The following is a 16,676-nucleotide window of genomic DNA, read 5'->3' as shown; positions in this document are numbered from 1 at the left end:
AACTGCGAAGGAGTCACCGATGCGCAAGCTCGCTCTCATCTCCGCCGTCACCCTGTCCCTCGGCGCGCTCGGCGCCACCGGCGCCCAGGCGCAGGGTTATGGCTACGGCTACGGCGGCCACCACGGCTACGGCTACGGCCGCGGCTACGATCGCGGCTACGGCCACCGGCGCGATTTCGGCTACCGCCGTCACCGCGGCCTGTCGACCGGGGCCGCCATCGGTCTCGGTATCGCGGGCGCGGCCGCCGGCGCCGCCGCGGCGGGCGCCTTCGACCGGGGCCCGGGCTATTACGGCCGCGGTTACTGAGCCGCCGCGCACCTGAGGGAGCAGAGCCCCGCCGCCACCGCGGCGGGGCTCTCGCTTTTAGAAGCGGCCGGGTTCAGCGCAGCCAGCGCCGGATCCGCTCCCGGAGCGTCGGGCGGACGGCCCGCCGCGCGCGCGACGCCGCGAAGCGATCGATGCGGATCCGGTCGTTCGGAACCTGCCGCAGGAACCGCTCGGCGATCTCGAAGACGACGATGTCGGGCCGGACATCCTCGACGTAGGCCCAGTCGATGTTCGCCGACCAGATCGCGTGCACCTCGGCGAAGGTCTCGGCCAGCATCGCCGTGAGCCGGGCGCCCGGGCTGTAGATGTAGGAATCGCCGAACAGCACCACGCGGCGCGGATCCGGCGCCTCCGGGTTCCTCAGAACGACGCGGGATCCGACGAACAGTCCGCGCGGCCGCACGGCCCGGCCGGATTCCCGCACGGCTACCAGGGCGTTCGCGTCGATCCGTGCCGCGTGGCGCGGGAAGTCGTAGGCGACGTAGGCCTCGTCGACCGGCGGGACGAGCTTCTCACCGAGATCGAAGGTGAAGCGCTCGGTCACGCTGGTTCCGGCGAAGACGTGCGCCGCCACCGGCGCGTCCAGGGCCTCGCAGAGCGCGCGGTACGCCGTCAGGTAGCCCCGGTAGGTCCAGTGGGTGTCCGTCCGCAGGTAGACGGGCTCCTCGACTCGCGCCGCCAGTAGCGGTGCTTGCAGGTCGACCATCGGGGCCCCGCTGTCCCCGGCGACCAGCCGGGCGAGCCGAACCACGGGCGGATCGTCGAGCCCCGGGAAGGGGCGGCCGAGCAGGTCCGGATAGATCGCGAGCTTGTCGGGGACGACGGTGTGCACGTGCCGGATCCCGAGGTCGTCGAGGCGCCGCGCGCGCCGCCCGATGAGCCGCGTCCAGCGCTTCAGGATCCGCCGCGAGGTCGCGGTGTCGCCGTAGAAGGCTTCGACCTCGCGGGCGCGTCCGACCCAGTACAGCCAGCCATCGTGTCCGACGGCCACGCCGTTGCCGCTCGTCTTCAAAGCTTCCGGCCTCCCGCCGCCCGCGACAATCCCGTCGATGACGCTGGGCTTCCGCCTCGACGGATCCGCGCGGGATTGCAACCCCTTCGTCCCCGGGAGAGGCGGGAACGCGCCGGCGGCGTTCCCGGCGCGCCGCCGCTTTCGCCGGCGTATCCGCGCCGCGGTGAAACTTTATGGCCGCGCCGCGGGTACTCCCGTCAGGCGCATCACACGGCGCGGCGTTGCGAAGAAGGGTCGACCCATGTCCGCGCTTGTCACGTTCGTCGGCTGCGGCCTGGTCCTGTCCGGGTTCGCGGCCGAGAAGTTCGCCGAGCGTCGCTGGCTCGCGGCGAGCCGGCCCGCACCCCTCGACACCCTCGCGGTCCTGGCGCTGGCGCTGCCGGCCGTCGGGCTCACGCTGATGGCGACGCTCGCGGTCTGAGCCCGCAGGGTCGACCTCTCACACGGCCTCGCCGCAGAACAGGACGCCGACCGTCCGCTCCTTCCGCCAGACGAGCTGGACCGCGTAGCGCATCTCGGCGCTCGCCAGCACGAGGTCGAACACGTCCTCCAGCAGCACCGCCTGCGAACCCAGGAACTCCAGCATCGCGCCGCGATCGGAGATGTTCATGACCTGGCAGGGATAGCGCGCGCCGTCCCGTTGCTGGGCGAAGGCCAGCAGGGCGGTGGGTCTCCGCTCGGTCGCCCGGCGTTCCGCGACGGCGGCAGGGGTGCTGGCGTTGCGGGACACGGCCGAAGTTCCTGCCCTGGTCGGCCGGTATGGCGCGATATCAGTAAAAATGCGCCGGATTCGCTAACATGTTATTGATGATCGACATCCGAGCGTCAGAATAGCAAGTCGCGCCCTGTCTATCGGACCGGTCTCCGGTAATCACCGCCGGTCTCGTCTCGGCGGCCCTTCGCCGGCCTTGATGAACCGGCCGATCAGGAGGCCGAGCGGGATCGACACCAGGAACCAATTGCGCAGGAATCGCAGGGCGGTCATCGGCTCGCTCCCATGGCGCGGCGGGTGCCGCATCCGCGGGCGCCCGTGGCCGGCGTCGCCGATGCGATGCTGTAACCTATCTGGTCCCGCGGGCGGGTTCTGCCAGTGCGATCCTGGGCGAGGCCGCGCCGAGAGGATATCCGGAGACGATCATGCGCATCCGCCCCGGCACCGCCCTGATGGCGTGCTTCGCGATCGGCGTTCCGACGGTCGCGGCCGCCGAGGCGCCCGGACAGCCGCCGCGCGCCGCGCCGGCGACGGATCCGGCGTCCGCACCGCAGCCGTGGCCGCCGAATTTCTCCCGCAGCGTGCAGGGGACCGGGGTGATGGGCCTCGATGGCGGCCACGTCTTCCTCTGGAACCGGCCCCAAGGCTTCGATCCGGTCTCGACCCTGCGGGTCGACCGGCACGTGCCGGAGGGGTCGGGTGAGGCCACCCACACCTACAAGGCGCTCTGGGCGCTCGGATCCACCGGCCCGCACAATGCCGGCTACGAGTGGACGATCACGGGCGAGTTGCACAACCGCGCCCTCGCGAGCACCGGCGCGCAGAACGTCGCGGTCAACGGCACGATCTTCAAGGAGCCCAACGGGCTGGGGCCGGTCGGGCCCTCCTGGGCCGGCAATTTCAACTGTGTCGACATGACCGACGAGGCCGATCCGGTCGCCTCCTGCATCGGCGCCGAGATCGACGTCTCGGCGCAGTCGCCGACCACCGACCGCAACCGCCAGCGGGTCGGACTGCAGATCTCCACCGGCGGCGTTCCGGGCGCCCATACCGGCTACGGGATCCTGATGGGCAACCTCACCGCCTCCATCACCGACCGGGCGATCTCGTTCCAGGGGGAGGGGACCTACGGCATCGGCATCGACGCCGCCGCCGCGCGCTTCACCGGCGTCCCGATGCTGCTCGCGGCCGGGCAGGCGATCGGGCTCGACGGCAACCGCGAGGGCGGCTTCTCCCGCAGCCTCGGCTTCGACGGGCGCGATCTGGTCTACGGCACGGCGGCCGGGCCGGTCATGCGCGTGAGCGACAACGGGCAGATCGAGGCCGCTTCCCTCCGCGAGAGCCTGCCGCGGCCGCCCTCGAGCAGCCGCGCGCCCTGCACCCCCGGCGACCACGCTTGGGACGAGGCCTACGAGTACCGCTGCGTCGCGCCCGACCGCTGGAAGCGCGCGGTGCTCAGCGACTGGTGAGCGCCGCCGCCGGCCGTCAGCGGTCCAGGATGCGCACCACCGCGCGGGTGTCGGGATCGACGACCACGATCTTGTCGCCCGGCGCCACGAAGTAGCCGAAGCGGCGCAGACGCGGGTTCGGGGCCTCCGTGAAGGGCGCGAGCCGCACGTCGGGCGGCACGATGCTGCCGGGCCGCAGCGGGATCGATCCGACGATCGGGCCCGGACCCACCGGCCGGCGCACGATGTAATCGCGCACCACCACGTCGTCGTCGGGGCCGAACTCGTCGGGCGTGACGATTACCGCCTGCGCGAGGGCGGAGCCGGTGAAGAGCGCGGCGAATCCGAGGGCTGCGGCGAGGCTGGCGCGGGTCGACATGGCGGACTCCCGTGGGGCCCCGGCGGAGTGCCCGGGCCGCCGGAAACATCGGGGTCGGCGTTCGAGTTCCCGGACGGGCCGGTCAGCGGCCGATCTGCCCGGCCTCCGCGAGGGGAACCGGCGACCAGCGGGTCAGCTGGACGTACCCGTCGAGGGCCGCCACCACGACGTGGCGGCGGTGGCGGTGCACCACCGCTCCGGGCGTGTGCGCGTGGCGCTCCTGCCACCCCTGCGCCTCCGCCACGTAGACCCGGGCATCGCCGAGCCGCGCGATCGTCTCGACCGTGCCGAAGGCCCGCACCCGGCGCAGGACCGTCTCGACGTCCTGCCGGAAGTCGAGTGTCCGGTCGGCGTCGGTCGCGCGCGGCCAGTAGGAGCCGTCCCCCTGCGGCTCGGAGCGCCGCCAGCGGTTGGGCAGGTCGCGGCCGAGGGGGCCCGCGGCGAGGCGGCGCGCCGCCATCTGGCACTTGGCGAGCAGCGTCTCGTGGCTCTCGCGGGGGCTCAGGCCGAAGATCTCCTGCGCCAGGATATCGCCGGTGTCGAACCCGTCGGCGAGCACGTGCGCGGTGACGCCCCAGGTCTCGTAGCGGTCGAGGACGGCCCGGAACAGCGGGTAGGGGCCGCGGCCCGTCGGGAGCGGGGAGGGGTGGAAGTTGAGGCCGTAGGCGGCGCGGCCCTTCCAGCCCTTGATGAGCCAGGGATAGCCCGCGACCACGAGTGCCCAGTCGCGGCCGTGCTCGGCCTGGAGCGCCTCGATGTCCCGCTCGCGGATCCGCGAGAGCTGGATCGGCAGCCGGAGGGACCGGGCGCGGGCCACGACGACCTCGTTGTGGTCGTAGACCCCGTCGCAGGGGCGCGTGAACAGTTTCACCGGCGTCCAGCCGGCGTCCAGCAGACCCTCGAAGACCCCGCCGAGGAAGTCGATGCCGGCGAACGCGAACTTCATGCTTGCCGCCTGCGACCTTGTGCACGTGGAGGGCGCGGGTCCGCCGCCTGCCCGGCCGCGTCCCCGGGCCTACCTTGATTGGGCCGGCGGCGGTGGCAAGGGGGAACGGCGTGGTTCGGGTGATCTTCGACGGCGGGACCGGAGGGTTCGGCCGCGCCGCGGATGGCGAACGCTCCGCTCCGGACTGGAAGGTCTAGGCATGGCTGGGAAACGCCGCGCCGCGCCGTCCGGAACCCTGCGCTTCGTCCTCGGCGATCAGCTGACCCGCCGGGTGTCGAGCCTCGTCGACCTCGACGCCGAGCGCGACGTCGTCCTGATCGTCGAGGTCCGCGACGAGGCGACGTATGTCCGCCACCACAAGCAGAAGATCGCCTTCCTGTTCGCCGCCATGCGCCACTTCGCGGCCGAGCTGGAGGCGGAGGGGATCACGGTCGCGTACGTGCGCCTCACCGACGCGGGCAACACCGGCAGCTTCACCGGCGAGCTGGAGCGCGCCGTGGCGCGCCACCGGCCGGAGCGGGTCGTGGTGACCGAGCCGGGCGAGTGGCGCGTCTGGGAGATGATGCAGGACTGGCGCGAGACCCTGGCGATCCCGGTCGAGATCCGTGCCGACAACCGCTTCCTGTGCCCGCGGGAGGATTTCGCCCGCTGGGCGGAGGGCCGGCATCACCTGCGGATGGAGACCTTCTACCGGGGCATGCGGCGCCGGACCGGCCTCCTGATGGACGACGGCGAGCCCGCGGGCGGCCGCTGGAACTACGACCCCGAGAACCGCAAGCGCCTGCCCAGGGGGCATCGTCCGCCGGACCGGATCGGCTTCCAGCCCGATTCCGTCACGCGCGCGGTCATCGCCCTCGTGGAGGCCGAGTTCGGCGACCATTTCGGTGATCTCACCGGCTTCTCCTGGCCGGTGACCCGGGCCGACGCCCTCGCGGCGCTCCGGCACTTCCTGGCCGACGCCCTGCCGACCTTCGGCGACTATCAGGACGCGATGAAGACCGGCGCGCCGTTCCTGTACCACGCGCTCCTGTCGCCCGCCCTCAACGCCGGGCTGCTCACCGCCGAGGAGGTGTGCTGGGCCGCCGAGCGCGCCTACCGCGACGGCGCGGCGCCGCTCCACTGCGTCGAGGGCTTCATCCGGCAGATCCTCGGCTGGCGGGAATACGTGCGCGGCCTCTACTGGGCCCGGATGCCCGCCTACCGCGACAGCAACGCCCTCGGCGCGGGCCGCGACCTGCCGTGGTTCTACTGGTCCGGCGAGACGGCGCTGAACTGCGTCGCGCAGGTCGTCGCCGAGACGCGCGCCCACGCCTACGCCCACCACATCCAGCGCCTGATGGTGACCGGCAACTTCGCCCTCATCGCCGGCCTCGACCCGGCTCAGGTTGAGGAATGGTACCTGATCGTGTTCGCGGACGCCTACGAGTGGGTCGAGCTGCCCAACGTCCACGGCATGGTGCTGTGGGCCGACGGCGGCGTCATGGGCTCCAAGCCCTACGCGGCCTCGGGCGCCTATATCGACCGGATGTCCGATTACTGCGCGTCCTGCCCGTACGACGTGAAGGTCAAGGCCGGGCCGGAGGCGTGCCCGTTCAACTATCTCTACTGGAACTTCCTCATCGAGAACGAGGACCGGCTGGCGGGCAATCAGCGGATGGCCATGCCGTACCGGACACTCCGCGGGCTGGGCGACAGGCGCCGCGCCGAGATCCGCCGCGACGCGGCCGCGTTCCTCGACGCCCTCGAAGCCCGGCCGAGCGCCGATCAGAGGGGCGACCAGACGGACAGGCTCAGGTAGGGGCAGGCGCGGCCCCGGCCGCTCTCGGACTGGAGGCCCGCCGACGCGCGGAAGCTGTACCGGCCGAGGGCGAAGTCGGTCCCGTGCAGGCCGAGGCTCCACTTCGCGTAGCCGGTCCCGTCCGTGTAGAGGGCGGCCTCGGGCCCCAGATAGGTCTCCCAGAGCCGGTAGCCCCAGGCGAGGCGCGCCCACAGGCTGTCGCGGGACGACCCCGCGACGGCGCTCGCCTGGAGCAGCGTCGCCTCGCTCGGGCGTGCCCAGACCTCGCCGTGGAGCCGGAGCCCGAAGCGCGTCGGCAGGGCGTCGAAGAGCGGCCCCGCGATCAGCATCTCCCGCGCGATCTCGGGCCCGGCAAAGGCCGCGACCGCGCCCCAGTCGAAGACCCACTGGTACCCGGCCAGGGCGGCGGCGGCGACCGTGTAGCGCGTGCGGGGGCCGTCCGGACCGGACTCCGCGCGCCGCCCGCCACCGACGCTCGCCAGCGCGGTGAACCCGTCCTGCGCGAGGGAGGTGAGGCCGGCCTTCGCCCCGACGGTCAGGAAGGTGTCGCCGCCGGCGTCGAGGCTGCCGAACAGCAGCGTGTCGATCTCGCTGCCGCCGGCGGGGTGCGAGACGGCCGCCTGTCCCGCGAGCAGAACCGCGAGAACGGGCGCGCGTCCAGCGATCTTCGGGCGAGGGCGCTGGTTCGGCACAGTCGAGCCTCCGACGTTTACGGACGAAGGTAAGAGAAAATTAACCGCGTTTCATCGCGATCCGCTCGCGATCCCCCGGAATTGTCGGATTCGCGCGCCGATCTTCGGGTTGCAGGGACGAGGTTGCTTCGGAAAGGTGCGTCGGCGCGCGCGCTGTGCTGGCCGGGACTTCGCGGGCCGTCCGCCGCGCGTCCGCCCGCGGGACGCCATCGCGCTGTCGCGAATCTGCCGTGCTTGGCGTGCCAGATGTTCTCGGCTAGAGCCCCCGCGGGAAAGCGAAGGTTGGCAGATCCTTGACCTCCGGTGCACGAACGTCGGACGTCCTCACCGTGCTGGCGAGCCAGGAGGGCGAGCGCCTCACCGTGGGCGACATCGTCGCGGTCCTGCGGGACCGTGCCTTCGCGCTGCTCGTGGTCCTGCTCGGGCTGCCGAACTGCCTGCCCATGCCGCCGCCGATCCCGCTGATCTGCGGCCTGCTCCTGCTCCTCGTGGCGATCCAGATCGCCGCCGGGATGTCGGCGCCGTGGCTGCCGCGGATGCTCCTAGGCCGCTCGATCGCCCTAACGGATGTCCGGCGCGCCGTCACCCGCGCGGTGCCGATCCTGCGCCGCCTGGAGCGCTGGTCGCGCCCCCGCGTCAGCGTGTTCGAGACCGCGCTCGGCATGCGCGGCATGGGGATCGTCCTGCTCGCCCTGGCGCTGGCGCTGATCGTGGCCGCGCCCATCGTCGGGCAGATCCCGCTGGGTCTCGCCGTCTGCCTGGTCGGGCTCGGTCTCGTCGAGCGCGACGGTCTGGTCGTGCTGGGCGGTCTCGTGATCGGGATGTTCGGCGTCGCCATCAACGCCGGCTTCGCCTACGCGGTGATCGCCGGGATCATCGGCCTGCTGAACCTCTGAGGGCGCGCCTCAGAGGCGGTAGCGGATCTGATCGGTCCAGAAGCGCTCCAGGCGGGTGAGGGCCTGGTTCAGGCGAATGAAGTCCTCCTCCGAGATCCCGCCAATCGGCGTGATCGTCCGGGCATGCTTGTCGTAGAGCCCCTGGATGATCTCGTGAACCTGGCGGCCCTTGTCGGTCAGGCTGATCCGGACGGAGCGCCGGTCGGTCTTCGAGCGGGCGTGGTGGAGATAGCCGGCCTCGACAAGCTTCTTCACGTTGTACGAGACGTTGGAGCCCAGGTAGTAGCCCTTGGTCCGCAGCTCGCTCGCGGTCAGCTCCTTGTCGCCGATGTTGTACAGGAGCAGCGCCTGGACGCTGTTGACGTCCTCGCGGCCGCGGCGCTCGAACTCGTCCTTGATCACGTCGAGCAGCCGGCGATGCAGCCGCTCCACGAGGTGCAGCGCCTCGAGGTAGGAGCCCTTGGTGGAGGCGGCTTCCTCGGGGGCCTCGACCTGCGCGACTCGGGCGTTCTGGGTCTTCATCTCTGCCTCGCCATCCGATGATCCGGCACCCGTTGGATGCGGCGCCGTTGATGATGGCTAAGCTAGGGCTCGGGAATGAAAGGCGATTTAAGCGACAGGATGAATTCGCGATTTACTCTTCGCGGTAAAGACAAACTGAATGAAGACAAGAACGGTTCGTTCACCGTGCTTCCTGCGCGGCCAGCCAGGACAGCAGGAAGTACAACGTCACAACACAGCCTCCGAATACGAGCAGCGGCACCGATAACGGCAAGAGTTGCGGTGTCAGGACAGCGAGCGTCATCGCCGACGTGACGGCGAGCAACCAGATCACGCCGCCCCAGGCGCTCGTCAGCCACAATCCGATCGCCGCCGCGGCGTCGATCACCGCGAAGTAGACGATCGCGGATTGGCGGCCGAACGGCTCGGCCTCGAAGGGGCGCACGCCCGGCAGGACGTCGAGGATGGTCGCCCAGGCGAAGACGCTCTTCAGCAGCCAGACGAGGGCCGTGAGCCGCATGAACCAGATCAGCACTGTGTCCCACGTGCCGGACGCGGGGCCCTGGGCCCGCTCGATGCGGTCGCTCGGGATGCCGCCCGGCCGCGGCGTCCTGCGCCGGATCGGAAAGTAGCTGGGCACTATCGAGCGCTCGCGGATGGTGGGGGCCGGTTCATGGCGAAGGGCCGGGATCCTGATCGATCGGGCGGGGGTCGCCGGGTTGAAGCGGTTCCGCCGTCCGGCGTCAACGGTCGGGTTTCGTTGCGCCGGCCCGGTGTGGTAGTCGATCGCCTCCGGCGCACGGGCGCCGCACGATCCGCGGCGTGGTCCGCGCGAACGGTAGCGAAGCCGCATGTCAGACACCCTGCCAGAGCCGCGCCCTCTCGCCGTGGAGGCCGCTCGCGAGGGCGCCCGCGTGGAGGGTCTGAAGATCACCCAGCGCCCGCGCCGGAACCGGAAAGCCGACTGGTCGCGCCGCCTCGTCCGCGAGCACACCCTGACGGTCGACGACCTGATCTGGCCGATGTTCGTGATCGACGGCGAGGGCCGCCGCGAGCCGGTCGCCTCGATGCCGGGCGTCGAGCGCCTCTCGGTGGACGAGATCGTCCGCGACGCGGAGCGCGCCGCGAAGCTCGGCATCCCGGCGGTGTCGTTCTTCCCCTACACGGAGGTGTCGCTGCGCGACCCGACCGGCTCGGAGGCGCTGAACGCCAACAACCTCGTCTGCCGGGCGGTCCGCGCCGTGAAGCGGGCCGTGCCCGAGATCGGGATCATGACCGACGTGGCGCTCGATCCCTACACGAGCCACGGCCACGACGGCCTGATGCGGGACGGCGCGATCCTCAACGACGAGACGGTCGCGGTCCTCGTCGAGCAGAGCCTGATCCAGGCCGAGGCCGGGACCGACATCATCGCGCCCTCCGACATGATGGACGGGCGCGTCGGCGCGATCCGCGCGGGCCTCGACAAGGCCGGCTTCCTCGACGTGCAGATCATGGCCTACGCGGCGAAATACGCCAGCGCCTTCTACGGGCCGTTCCGGGACGCGATCGGCACCAAGGCGGCGCTGGTCGGCGACAAGCGCACCTACCAGATGGATCCCGGCAACTCGGCCGAGGCCCTGCGCGAGGTCCGACTCGACCTCGACGAGGGCGCGGATTCGGTGATGGTGAAGCCGGGCCTGCCCTATCTCGACATCATCCGCCGGGTGCGGGACGAGTTCCAGGTGCCGACCTTCGCCTACCAAGTGTCGGGCGAGTACGCGATGATCGAGGCGGCCGCCCGCAACGGCTGGCTCGACGGCGACCGCGCGATGGTCGAGGCGCTCCTCGCCTTCAAGCGGGCCGGCGCCGACGGCGTCCTCACCTATCACGCGCCGCGGGTCGCGGAGCGCCTGCGCAACCATCCGTGAAGCGCGGGCACCGCTGGCTCCTCGGGGCCGCGGTCGTGGTCGGCTTCCTCGGGGGGCTCGTCGCCTGCCAGGACACCCTGCGCCGGGATCGCGTCGCCACCTGCCGCCGGGCGCTCCCGGCGGTCGCGCCGCAGGACGGGATCCGGCTCCTTCGGGCGGCGCCGGGGCCGTCGGCGAATTCGGTGCGCGTCGACTACGCCGACGGGAACCGGCAGCACTGGCTGACCTGCCGCTTCGATGCCGGCACGACCCTGGTCGCCCTCGCCACCGAGGCGAGCACCCTGTCGGGCCCGTCCCTCTACATGCTCAAGCGCTTCTACCTCGACACGCCCGACGCCGCGGCCGGAGACCCGGCCGGGCGCTGAGGCGCGCCCACGCCCGCGTCTCCTCGCGGATCCCCTTGCGGCATCAGGCGTGCGCACCCACCTTCACGTCCGCAGCCTCGCTTGCAGGACGCGACACCATGCAGAACCCACAACCCGGATACGCGCAGCGCTTCGAAGCGCCCGGCTACGCCACCGCGTTGCCGATCCCGTTCGTGCGGGCGAGCCTGGGTGGCCGGACGGTCGCCTATCTCCTCGACATCCTGTTCATCTTCGGCTTCACGGCCCTGCTGACCCTCGCGATCACCGTGATCGGGGTGGTCACCTTCGGCCTCGGCTGGACGCTGTTCGCGGTCCTTCCGGCGAGCGGCATTATCTACAGCGCGATCACGGTGGGCGGGCCGAAACAGAGCACGATCGGCCAGCGGATGATGGGCCTGCGGACCGTCGCGCCCGAGAGCGGCGCGCGGGTCGACGTCATCACGGCCGCGGTCCACGCGCTGCTGTTCTACGTGGCGATCTCGACCTTCCTGCTCTGGTGCGTCGACATCGCGTTCGGGCTCGTGCGCTCCGACCGCCGCCTCGGGCACGACCTGCTCCTCGGCCTCGCCGTCGTCCACGCGCGCTGAGCCGCGATTCCGCTGATGAAAATCTGACGGTGCGACCGGCCGGGCCATTGAGCCCCGGCCGGTCGCCTGTACACTGTCACGCCGGCGCCGCGAGGATGAACCCGGCGCAGGGTCTGTGAGAAGCGTGACCAGCCACCCGCGCGACACACCGCAATTCTACCTCACCGCCCCCTCGCCGTGCCCCTACCTGCCGGGGCAGGAGGAGCGGAAGGTCTTCACCCACTTGGTCGGACGGCGCGCCCGCGACCTGAACGAGATCCTGACCCAGGGCGGTTTCCGCCGCTCGCAGACCATCGCGTACCGGCCGGCCTGCGAGACGTGCCGGGCCTGCGTCTCGGTCCGCGTGGTGGTCGACGAGTTCGAGCCGAGCGCCAGCCAGCGGCGCATCCTGGCGCGCAGCGCCGACTGGGTCGGTACGCCGGAGCCGAACCGGCCCGCCTCCGAGCAGTACGCCCTGTTCCGCCGCTACCTCGACGCCCGGCACGGCGACGGCGGCATGGTCGACATGACCGTGCTCGACTACGCCATGATGGTCGAGGACAGCCACGTCGACACGCACCTCGTGTCGTATCGCCGGCACGGGCCGGACACGGCGATCACCGGCCGCGGCTCCGGACCGCCGCTCGCGTTCTGCCTGACGGACGTCCTCTCGGACGGCCTGTCGATGGTCTACTCGTTCTACGATCCCGCGGAGGCCGCGCGCTCGCCCGGGACCTTCATGATTCTCGACCACATCCGCCGGGCTCGCGCGCTCGGGCTGCCCTACCTCTATCTCGGCTACTGGGTCGAGGGCTCGCGCAAGATGGACTACAAGTCCCGCTTCCGGCCGCAGGAACGGCTGATGGGCCAGGGCTGGGTGCGGATCGACTGAGCCCGGTGCGGCGCGCGTTTCACGTCGGTTGCCGTCCCGGCATGCCCGATGCGCATTGAGCGGCCGGCCCGGCGCATGCTACCGGCCACGCACGCAATCCGGACCGTGCCGAGGCCCCCATGATCCCCCGCTATAGCCGCCCCGCGATGACGGCGATCTGGTCGCCCGAGAGCCGCTTCCGGATCTGGTTCGAGATCGAGGCCCACGCCACCACGGCGCTCGCCGAGATCGGTGTCGTGCCGAAGGCGGCGGCCGAGACGATCTGGACCAAGGGCAAGGACGCGGTCTTCGACGTCGCCCGCATCGACGCGATCGAGGCGGTGACGAAGCACGACGTCATCGCCTTCCTGACCCACCTCGCCGAGATCGTCGGTCCCGAGGCGCGCTTCGTCCACCAGGGCATGACCTCTTCGGACGTGCTCGACACCTGCCTCAACGTGCAATTGGTGCGGGCCGCCGATATCCTGATCGCCGACGTCGACTCGCTGCTCTCCGCCCTGAAGACCCGGGCCCTGGAGCACAAGCTCACCCCGACCATCGGCCGGTCGCACGGCATCCACGCCGAGCCGGTCACCTTCGGTCTGAAGCTCGCCCAGGCCTACGCCGAGTTCGAGCGCAACCGCCGCCGCCTCGTCGCGGCCCGCGAGGAGGTCGCCACCTGCGCGATCTCGGGCGCGGTCGGCACGTTCGCCAACATCGACCCGCGGGTGGAGCAGTACGTCGCCGAGAAGATGGGCCTGACCGCCGAGCCGGTCTCGACCCAGGTGATCCCACGCGACCGGCACGCGATGTTCTTCGCGACCCTCGGCGTCGTCGCCTCGTCGCTGGAGCGGCTGGCGATCGAGATCCGGCACCTCCAGCGCACCGAGGTCCTCGAGGCGGAGGAGTTCTTCTCCGAGGGCCAGAAGGGCTCCTCGGCGATGCCGCACAAGCGCAACCCGGTCCTCACCGAGAACATCACGGGCCTCGCCCGGATGGTGCGCGGCTACGTCACCCCGGCCCTGGAGAACGTCGCCCTCTGGCACGAGCGCGACATCTCCCACTCGTCGGTGGAGCGGATGATCGGCCCCGACGCCACCGTCACCCTCGACTTCGCCCTGGCGCGGATGACCGGGGTGATGGAGAAGCTGCTGGTCTACCCGGCCAACATGCAGAAGAACCTCGACCGGCTCGGCGGCCTGATCCACTCGCAGCGCGTGCTGCTGGCGCTGACCCAGGCCGGGGTCTCCCGCGAGGATTCCTACCGGCTGGTCCAGCGCAACGCGATGCCGGTCTGGCGCGGCGAGGGCGATTTCCTGGCGCTGCTCAAGGCGGACCCGGAGGTCGCCGCGGCGCTCCCGGCCGAGCAGATCGAGGCGTGCTTCGATCTCGGCTACCACTTCAAGCACGTGGACACGATCTTCGGGCGGGTCTTCGGCGACCGCTGAGACTCCGCACGATTCCTGCTTCGACCCGCGCTCGCGGGCCCGCGTTTCCGGGCCCGCGCCGAACACAGGACAGCTCCCCGTGACCGCTCCCCGCATCGTCTACCTCAACGGCCAGTTCCTTCCCTACGAGGAGGCGCGCGTGCCGATCATGGACCGCGGCTTCCTGTTCGCCGACGGCATCTACGAGGTCTCGGCGATCATCGACGGCAAGCTCGTCGACAACGCCGCGCACCTCGTGCGCCTCGACCGCTCGCTCGGCGAGATCGGCATCCGCAACCCGCACGACGCGGCGGGCTGGGAGCGCCTGCAGACCGAGCTCGTCGCCCGCAACGGCGTCAGCGAGGGGCTCGTCTACATGCAGGTGACCCGCGGGGTGGCCGAGCGCGACTTCGCCTTCCCTAAGGCCGGCACCGAGCCCACCGTGGTGATGTTCACGCAGGCCAAGACCGTGCTCGCCAACCCGCTCGCCGAGAGCGGCGCCCGGGTGATCACCGTCGAGGACCTGCGCTGGAAGCGGCGGGACATCAAGTCGGTGGCCCTGCTGGCGCAGGTGCTCGCCAAGCAGCAGGCGGCCGAGGCCGGCGTCGCTGAGGCCTGGATGGTCGAGGACGGCGCGGTCACCGAGGGCTCCTCCTCGACCGCGTTCATCATCGGCCGCGACCGCGTGCTCGTGACCCGGCCGCTCTCCACGGCGCTCCTGCCGGGCATCACCCGGGCCTCGGTGTTGCGCCTCGCGCAGGAGGCCGACCTGCGCATCGAGGAGCGGCTGATCCCGGTGGACGAGGTCTACGCGGCCCAGGAGGCCTTCTACACCAGCGCCTCCGCCTTCGTGATGCCGGTCGTCGAGATCGACGGGCGGTCAATCGGCGAGGGGCGGCCGGGCGCGCTGACCCGGCGCCTGCGCGAGCTCTACATCGAGGCCGCCCGCCAGGGTTGAGGCCGCCGGATCCGGTCCACAGGACGGGACGTCGGACCCGATCGCGGACAGGAACGGATCCCGTCTCCGACTGTTCCTCCCCGAATTCGTGTCTCGAACCGGGGAGGCCCTCGTGCCGAACAAGACCCTGCTCGCCGCCCTCGCGACGACCTTGGCGGCGACCGTCGCGGCAGTACCCGCCGGCGCCCAGACGACCAGTCCGGCCCCGGCGCCGCCCGAGCGCGTTCGCCCGAACGCGGACGCGCCGCCGCAGGACCAGTCGCTCAGCGACAAGCTCCAGAAGAACGACGGCGTGATCAAGCCGCCGGATTCCGGCACGACCGGCACTGTGGTGAAGCCCGATCAGTCCGGCTCCATGCCGGTGATCAAGCCGCACGAACTGCCCGGTCGCGACCCCGGTACCGAGGCCAAGTAAGCCGGTCGTGACCGGCTCCGGCCGACCGCCATGCGGTCCGAACATGCGGCCCCTTGCTTGATTTCGTTGCCCGGATCGCGGAAACGGCTCACGACGTACGTTGCCTGCACCCGTGGGCGGCGCCGTCCCGGTTTCCGTCGCGGGTAAGCAGGCAGGCATGGCCAACGTCGTCGTTGTGGGCGCCCAGTGGGGCGACGAGGGCAAGGGCAAGATCGTCGACTGGCTCTCCGAGCAGGCCGACATCGTGGTCCGTTTCCAGGGCGGCCATAACGCCGGCCACACGCTCGTCATCGACGGCGTGACCTACAAGCTGGCGCTGCTGCCGTCGGGCGTCGTCCGCGGCGGCAAGCTCTCGGTCATCGGCAACGGTGTCGTGGTCGATCCCTGGCACCTGATCGACGAGATCGAGCGGATCAAGGCGCAGGGCGTGGACGTCTCGCCGTCCTCCCTGCGGATCGCCGACAACGCGACGCTGATCCTTCCCCTCCACCGCGAGCTGGATCATTTCCGCGAGACGGCCAATGCCGGACTGAAGATCGGCACGACCAAGCGCGGCATCGGGCCGGCCTACGAGGACAAGGTCGGCCGCCGCGCGATCCGGGTCGTCGACCTCGCCGACCCCGACGCGCTGCCGGCCAAGATCGAGCGCGTGCTGACCCACCACAACGCCCTTCGGCGCGGCCTCGGGATCGACGAGGTCAACGCCGAGGCGCTGCTGACCGAGCTGAAGGCGATCGCGCCGAAGATCCTGCCCTTCGCCGACACCGTGTGGTCGCTGCTCGACGAGGAGCGCCGGGCCGGCAAGCGCATCCTGTTCGAGGGCGCGCAGGGCGCGCTGCTCGACGTCGACCACGGCACTTACCCGTTCGTGACCTCCTCCAATATCGTTGCCGCGCAGGCGGCGACGGGCTCGGGCCTCGGCCCGGGCGCGATCGGCTACGTCCTGGGCATCGCCAAGGCGTACACGACCCGCGTCGGCGAGGGACCGTTCCCCACCGAGCTGTTCGACGAGATCGGCGAGACCATCGGCAGCCGCGGGCGCGAGTTCGGCGTCAATACCGGGCGCAAGCGCCGCTGCGGCTGGTTCGACGCCGTGCTGGTGCGCCAGACGGTCCGGACCTCCGGCATCCACGGCATCGCGCTGACCAAGCTCGACATCCTCGACGGCTTCGAAGAGATCCGCGTCTGCACCGGCTACCTGCTGGACGGCCAGCCGATCGACCATCTGCCGGCGAGCCAGGCCGCGCAGGCCCGGATCGAGCCGGTCTACGAGGTGATCCCGGGCTGGTCGGAGACGACCGCGGGGGCCCGGTCCTGGGCGGATCTGCCCGCGCAGGCGATCAAGTACGTGCGCCGGATCGAGGAGCTGATCGGGGCGCCGGTGGCGCTGCTGTCGACCTCGCCCGAGCGCGACGACACGATCCTCATGCACAACCCGTTCGAGGATTGACC

At 71.1% G+C, this 16,676-nt stretch carries 20 protein-coding genes; 13 read left to right on the top strand and 7 right to left on the bottom strand.

Annotation, left to right across the window (positions count from 1 at the left end):
• The first annotated feature begins 19 nt into the window (after positions 1-19).
• On the top strand, positions 20-307 hold the full coding sequence (locus tag ABIC30_RS10195) for a hypothetical protein (RefSeq protein ID WP_012322505.1): 288 nt from the start codon (positions 20-22) through the stop codon (positions 305-307).
• 73 nt (positions 308-380) lie between these two features.
• Here ABIC30_RS10195 and ABIC30_RS10190 read toward each other — a convergent pair whose 3' ends face one another.
• Entirely contained in the window at positions 381-1,319 is a 939-nt protein-coding gene (locus tag ABIC30_RS10190; protein ID WP_245274493.1) for an alginate O-acetyltransferase AlgX-related protein, read from the bottom strand.
• Between the two features lie 262 nt (positions 1,320-1,581).
• Between ABIC30_RS10190 and ABIC30_RS10185 the strand changes: the two genes are divergently transcribed.
• The gene (locus tag ABIC30_RS10185) at positions 1,582-1,761 is read left to right on the top strand and encodes a hypothetical protein (RefSeq protein ID WP_020092863.1); all 180 of its coding nucleotides are present in this window, start codon (positions 1,582-1,584) and stop codon (positions 1,759-1,761) included.
• 18 nt (positions 1,762-1,779) lie between these two features.
• On the opposite strand, the gene ABIC30_RS10180 is transcribed toward ABIC30_RS10185, so the two are convergent.
• Positions 1,780-2,070, bottom strand: coding sequence for a PilZ domain-containing protein (locus ABIC30_RS10180; RefSeq protein ID WP_020092862.1), 291 nt, complete (start codon positions 2,068-2,070; stop codon positions 1,780-1,782).
• Between the two features lie 407 nt (positions 2,071-2,477).
• Here ABIC30_RS10180 and ABIC30_RS10175 point away from each other — a divergent pair, with 407 nt between their 5' ends.
• Positions 2,478-3,521 (top strand): hypothetical protein, encoded by a 1,044-nt coding sequence (locus tag ABIC30_RS10175; RefSeq protein ID WP_020092860.1) that lies wholly within the window; start codon positions 2,478-2,480, stop codon positions 3,519-3,521.
• 16 nt (positions 3,522-3,537) lie between these two features.
• On the opposite strand, the gene ABIC30_RS10170 is transcribed toward ABIC30_RS10175, so the two are convergent.
• A complete protein-coding gene (locus ABIC30_RS10170) occupies positions 3,538-3,879 on the bottom strand; it encodes a hypothetical protein (RefSeq protein ID WP_020092859.1) in 342 nt (113 codons plus the stop codon).
• Positions 3,880-3,961: 82 nt separating this feature from the next.
• Entirely contained in the window at positions 3,962-4,825 is an 864-nt protein-coding gene (locus tag ABIC30_RS10165; RefSeq protein WP_020092858.1) for a formyltransferase family protein, read from the bottom strand.
• A 199-nt stretch (positions 4,826-5,024) separates the two neighbouring features.
• Between ABIC30_RS10165 and ABIC30_RS10160 the strand changes: the two genes are divergently transcribed.
• Complete coding sequence (locus ABIC30_RS10160; protein ID WP_020092857.1) at positions 5,025-6,623, top strand: cryptochrome/photolyase family protein; 1,599 nt, start codon at positions 5,025-5,027, stop codon at positions 6,621-6,623.
• On the opposite strand, the gene bcsS is transcribed toward ABIC30_RS10160, so the two are convergent.
• Positions 6,590-7,315 (bottom strand): cellulose biosynthesis protein BcsS, encoded by a 726-nt coding sequence (bcsS, locus tag ABIC30_RS10155; protein WP_020092856.1) that lies wholly within the window; start codon positions 7,313-7,315, stop codon positions 6,590-6,592. The two genes, ABIC30_RS10160 and bcsS, sit on opposite strands and share 34 nt — an antisense overlap.
• A 293-nt stretch (positions 7,316-7,608) precedes the next feature.
• On the opposite strand from bcsS, the gene ABIC30_RS10150 reads away from it, so the two are divergent.
• Complete coding sequence (locus ABIC30_RS10150) at positions 7,609-8,211, top strand: exopolysaccharide biosynthesis protein (RefSeq protein WP_267965786.1); 603 nt, start codon at positions 7,609-7,611, stop codon at positions 8,209-8,211.
• A 9-nt stretch (positions 8,212-8,220) separates the two neighbouring features.
• Here the strand turns inward: ABIC30_RS10150 and ldtR are convergent, their stop codons facing one another.
• Both ldtR and ABIC30_RS10140 read right to left on the bottom strand, forming a co-directional pair.
• The gene (ldtR, locus tag ABIC30_RS10145) at positions 8,221-8,733 is read right to left on the bottom strand and encodes a transcriptional regulator LdtR (protein ID WP_020092854.1); all 513 of its coding nucleotides are present in this window, start codon (positions 8,731-8,733) and stop codon (positions 8,221-8,223) included.
• 160 nt (positions 8,734-8,893) lie between these two features.
• On the bottom strand, positions 8,894-9,352 hold the full coding sequence (locus ABIC30_RS10140) for a DUF6163 family protein (protein ID WP_026604878.1): 459 nt from the start codon (positions 9,350-9,352) through the stop codon (positions 8,894-8,896).
• A gap of 211 nt (positions 9,353-9,563) precedes the next feature.
• Here ABIC30_RS10140 and hemB point away from each other — a divergent pair, with 211 nt between their 5' ends.
• The 8 genes from hemB (at position 9,564) to ABIC30_RS10100 (ending at position 16,674) form a co-directional block, all read left to right on the top strand.
• The gene (hemB, locus tag ABIC30_RS10135) at positions 9,564-10,622 is read left to right on the top strand and encodes a porphobilinogen synthase (RefSeq protein WP_026604877.1); all 1,059 of its coding nucleotides are present in this window, start codon (positions 9,564-9,566) and stop codon (positions 10,620-10,622) included.
• Complete coding sequence (locus ABIC30_RS10130) at positions 10,619-10,987, top strand: hypothetical protein (RefSeq protein WP_020092850.1); 369 nt, start codon at positions 10,619-10,621, stop codon at positions 10,985-10,987. The genes hemB and ABIC30_RS10130 overlap by 4 nt, the downstream gene beginning before the upstream one ends.
• A 98-nt stretch (positions 10,988-11,085) precedes the next feature.
• Complete coding sequence (locus ABIC30_RS10125; RefSeq protein WP_020092849.1) at positions 11,086-11,574, top strand: RDD family protein; 489 nt, start codon at positions 11,086-11,088, stop codon at positions 11,572-11,574.
• Positions 11,575-11,698: 124 nt separating this feature from the next.
• A complete protein-coding gene (locus ABIC30_RS10120) occupies positions 11,699-12,445 on the top strand; it encodes an arginyltransferase (RefSeq protein ID WP_020092848.1) in 747 nt (248 codons plus the stop codon).
• 119 nt (positions 12,446-12,564) lie between these two features.
• A complete protein-coding gene (gene purB, locus ABIC30_RS10115) occupies positions 12,565-13,872 on the top strand; it encodes an adenylosuccinate lyase (protein WP_026604876.1) in 1,308 nt (435 codons plus the stop codon).
• A gap of 79 nt (positions 13,873-13,951) precedes the next feature.
• Positions 13,952-14,809, top strand: a complete 858-nt coding sequence (locus ABIC30_RS10110; protein ID WP_020092846.1) for a D-amino-acid transaminase — start codon at positions 13,952-13,954, stop codon at positions 14,807-14,809.
• 112 nt (positions 14,810-14,921) lie between these two features.
• On the top strand, positions 14,922-15,224 hold the full coding sequence (locus tag ABIC30_RS10105; protein ID WP_020092845.1) for a hypothetical protein: 303 nt from the start codon (positions 14,922-14,924) through the stop codon (positions 15,222-15,224).
• 157 nt (positions 15,225-15,381) lie between these two features.
• Positions 15,382-16,674: an adenylosuccinate synthase gene (locus ABIC30_RS10100; RefSeq protein ID WP_020092844.1), complete on the top strand. Its 1,293-nt coding sequence runs from the start codon at positions 15,382-15,384 to the stop codon at positions 16,672-16,674.
• The last annotated feature ends 2 nt before the right edge of the window (positions 16,675-16,676 follow it).

It is taken from the genome of Methylobacterium sp. 1030, from assembly GCF_040544715.1.
GTDB lineage: Bacteria > Pseudomonadota > Alphaproteobacteria > Rhizobiales > Beijerinckiaceae > Methylobacterium.
Note: the sequence above shows the minus strand (reverse complement) of the source record. Positions and strands in the feature narration are given on the sequence as shown.

Excerpts from the sequence above, each read along its gene's own strand:
- ABIC30_RS10195 (WP_012322505.1), top strand. The coding sequence starts at position 20 with ATGCGCAAGCTCGCTCTCATCTCCGCCGTCACCCTGTCCCTCGGCGCG.
- ABIC30_RS10185 (WP_020092863.1), top strand. The coding sequence starts at position 1,582 with ATGTCCGCGCTTGTCACGTTCGTCGGCTGCGGCCTGGTCCTGTCCGGG.
- ABIC30_RS10175 (WP_020092860.1), top strand. The coding sequence starts at position 2,478 with ATGCGCATCCGCCCCGGCACCGCCCTGATGGCGTGCTTCGCGATCGGC.
- ABIC30_RS10170 (WP_020092859.1), bottom strand. The coding sequence starts at position 3,879 with ATGTCGACCCGCGCCAGCCTCGCCGCAGCCCTCGGATTCGCCGCGCTC.
- ABIC30_RS10165 (WP_020092858.1), bottom strand. The coding sequence starts at position 4,825 with ATGAAGTTCGCGTTCGCCGGCATCGACTTCCTCGGCGGGGTCTTCGAG.
- ABIC30_RS10160 (WP_020092857.1), top strand. The coding sequence starts at position 5,025 with ATGGCTGGGAAACGCCGCGCCGCGCCGTCCGGAACCCTGCGCTTCGTC.
- ldtR (WP_020092854.1), bottom strand. The coding sequence starts at position 8,733 with ATGAAGACCCAGAACGCCCGAGTCGCGCAGGTCGAGGCCCCCGAGGAA.
- hemB (WP_026604877.1), top strand. The coding sequence starts at position 9,564 with ATGTCAGACACCCTGCCAGAGCCGCGCCCTCTCGCCGTGGAGGCCGCT.
- ABIC30_RS10125 (WP_020092849.1), top strand. The coding sequence starts at position 11,086 with ATGCAGAACCCACAACCCGGATACGCGCAGCGCTTCGAAGCGCCCGGC.
- purB (WP_026604876.1), top strand. The coding sequence starts at position 12,565 with ATGATCCCCCGCTATAGCCGCCCCGCGATGACGGCGATCTGGTCGCCC.
- ABIC30_RS10100 (WP_020092844.1), top strand. The coding sequence starts at position 15,382 with ATGGCCAACGTCGTCGTTGTGGGCGCCCAGTGGGGCGACGAGGGCAAG.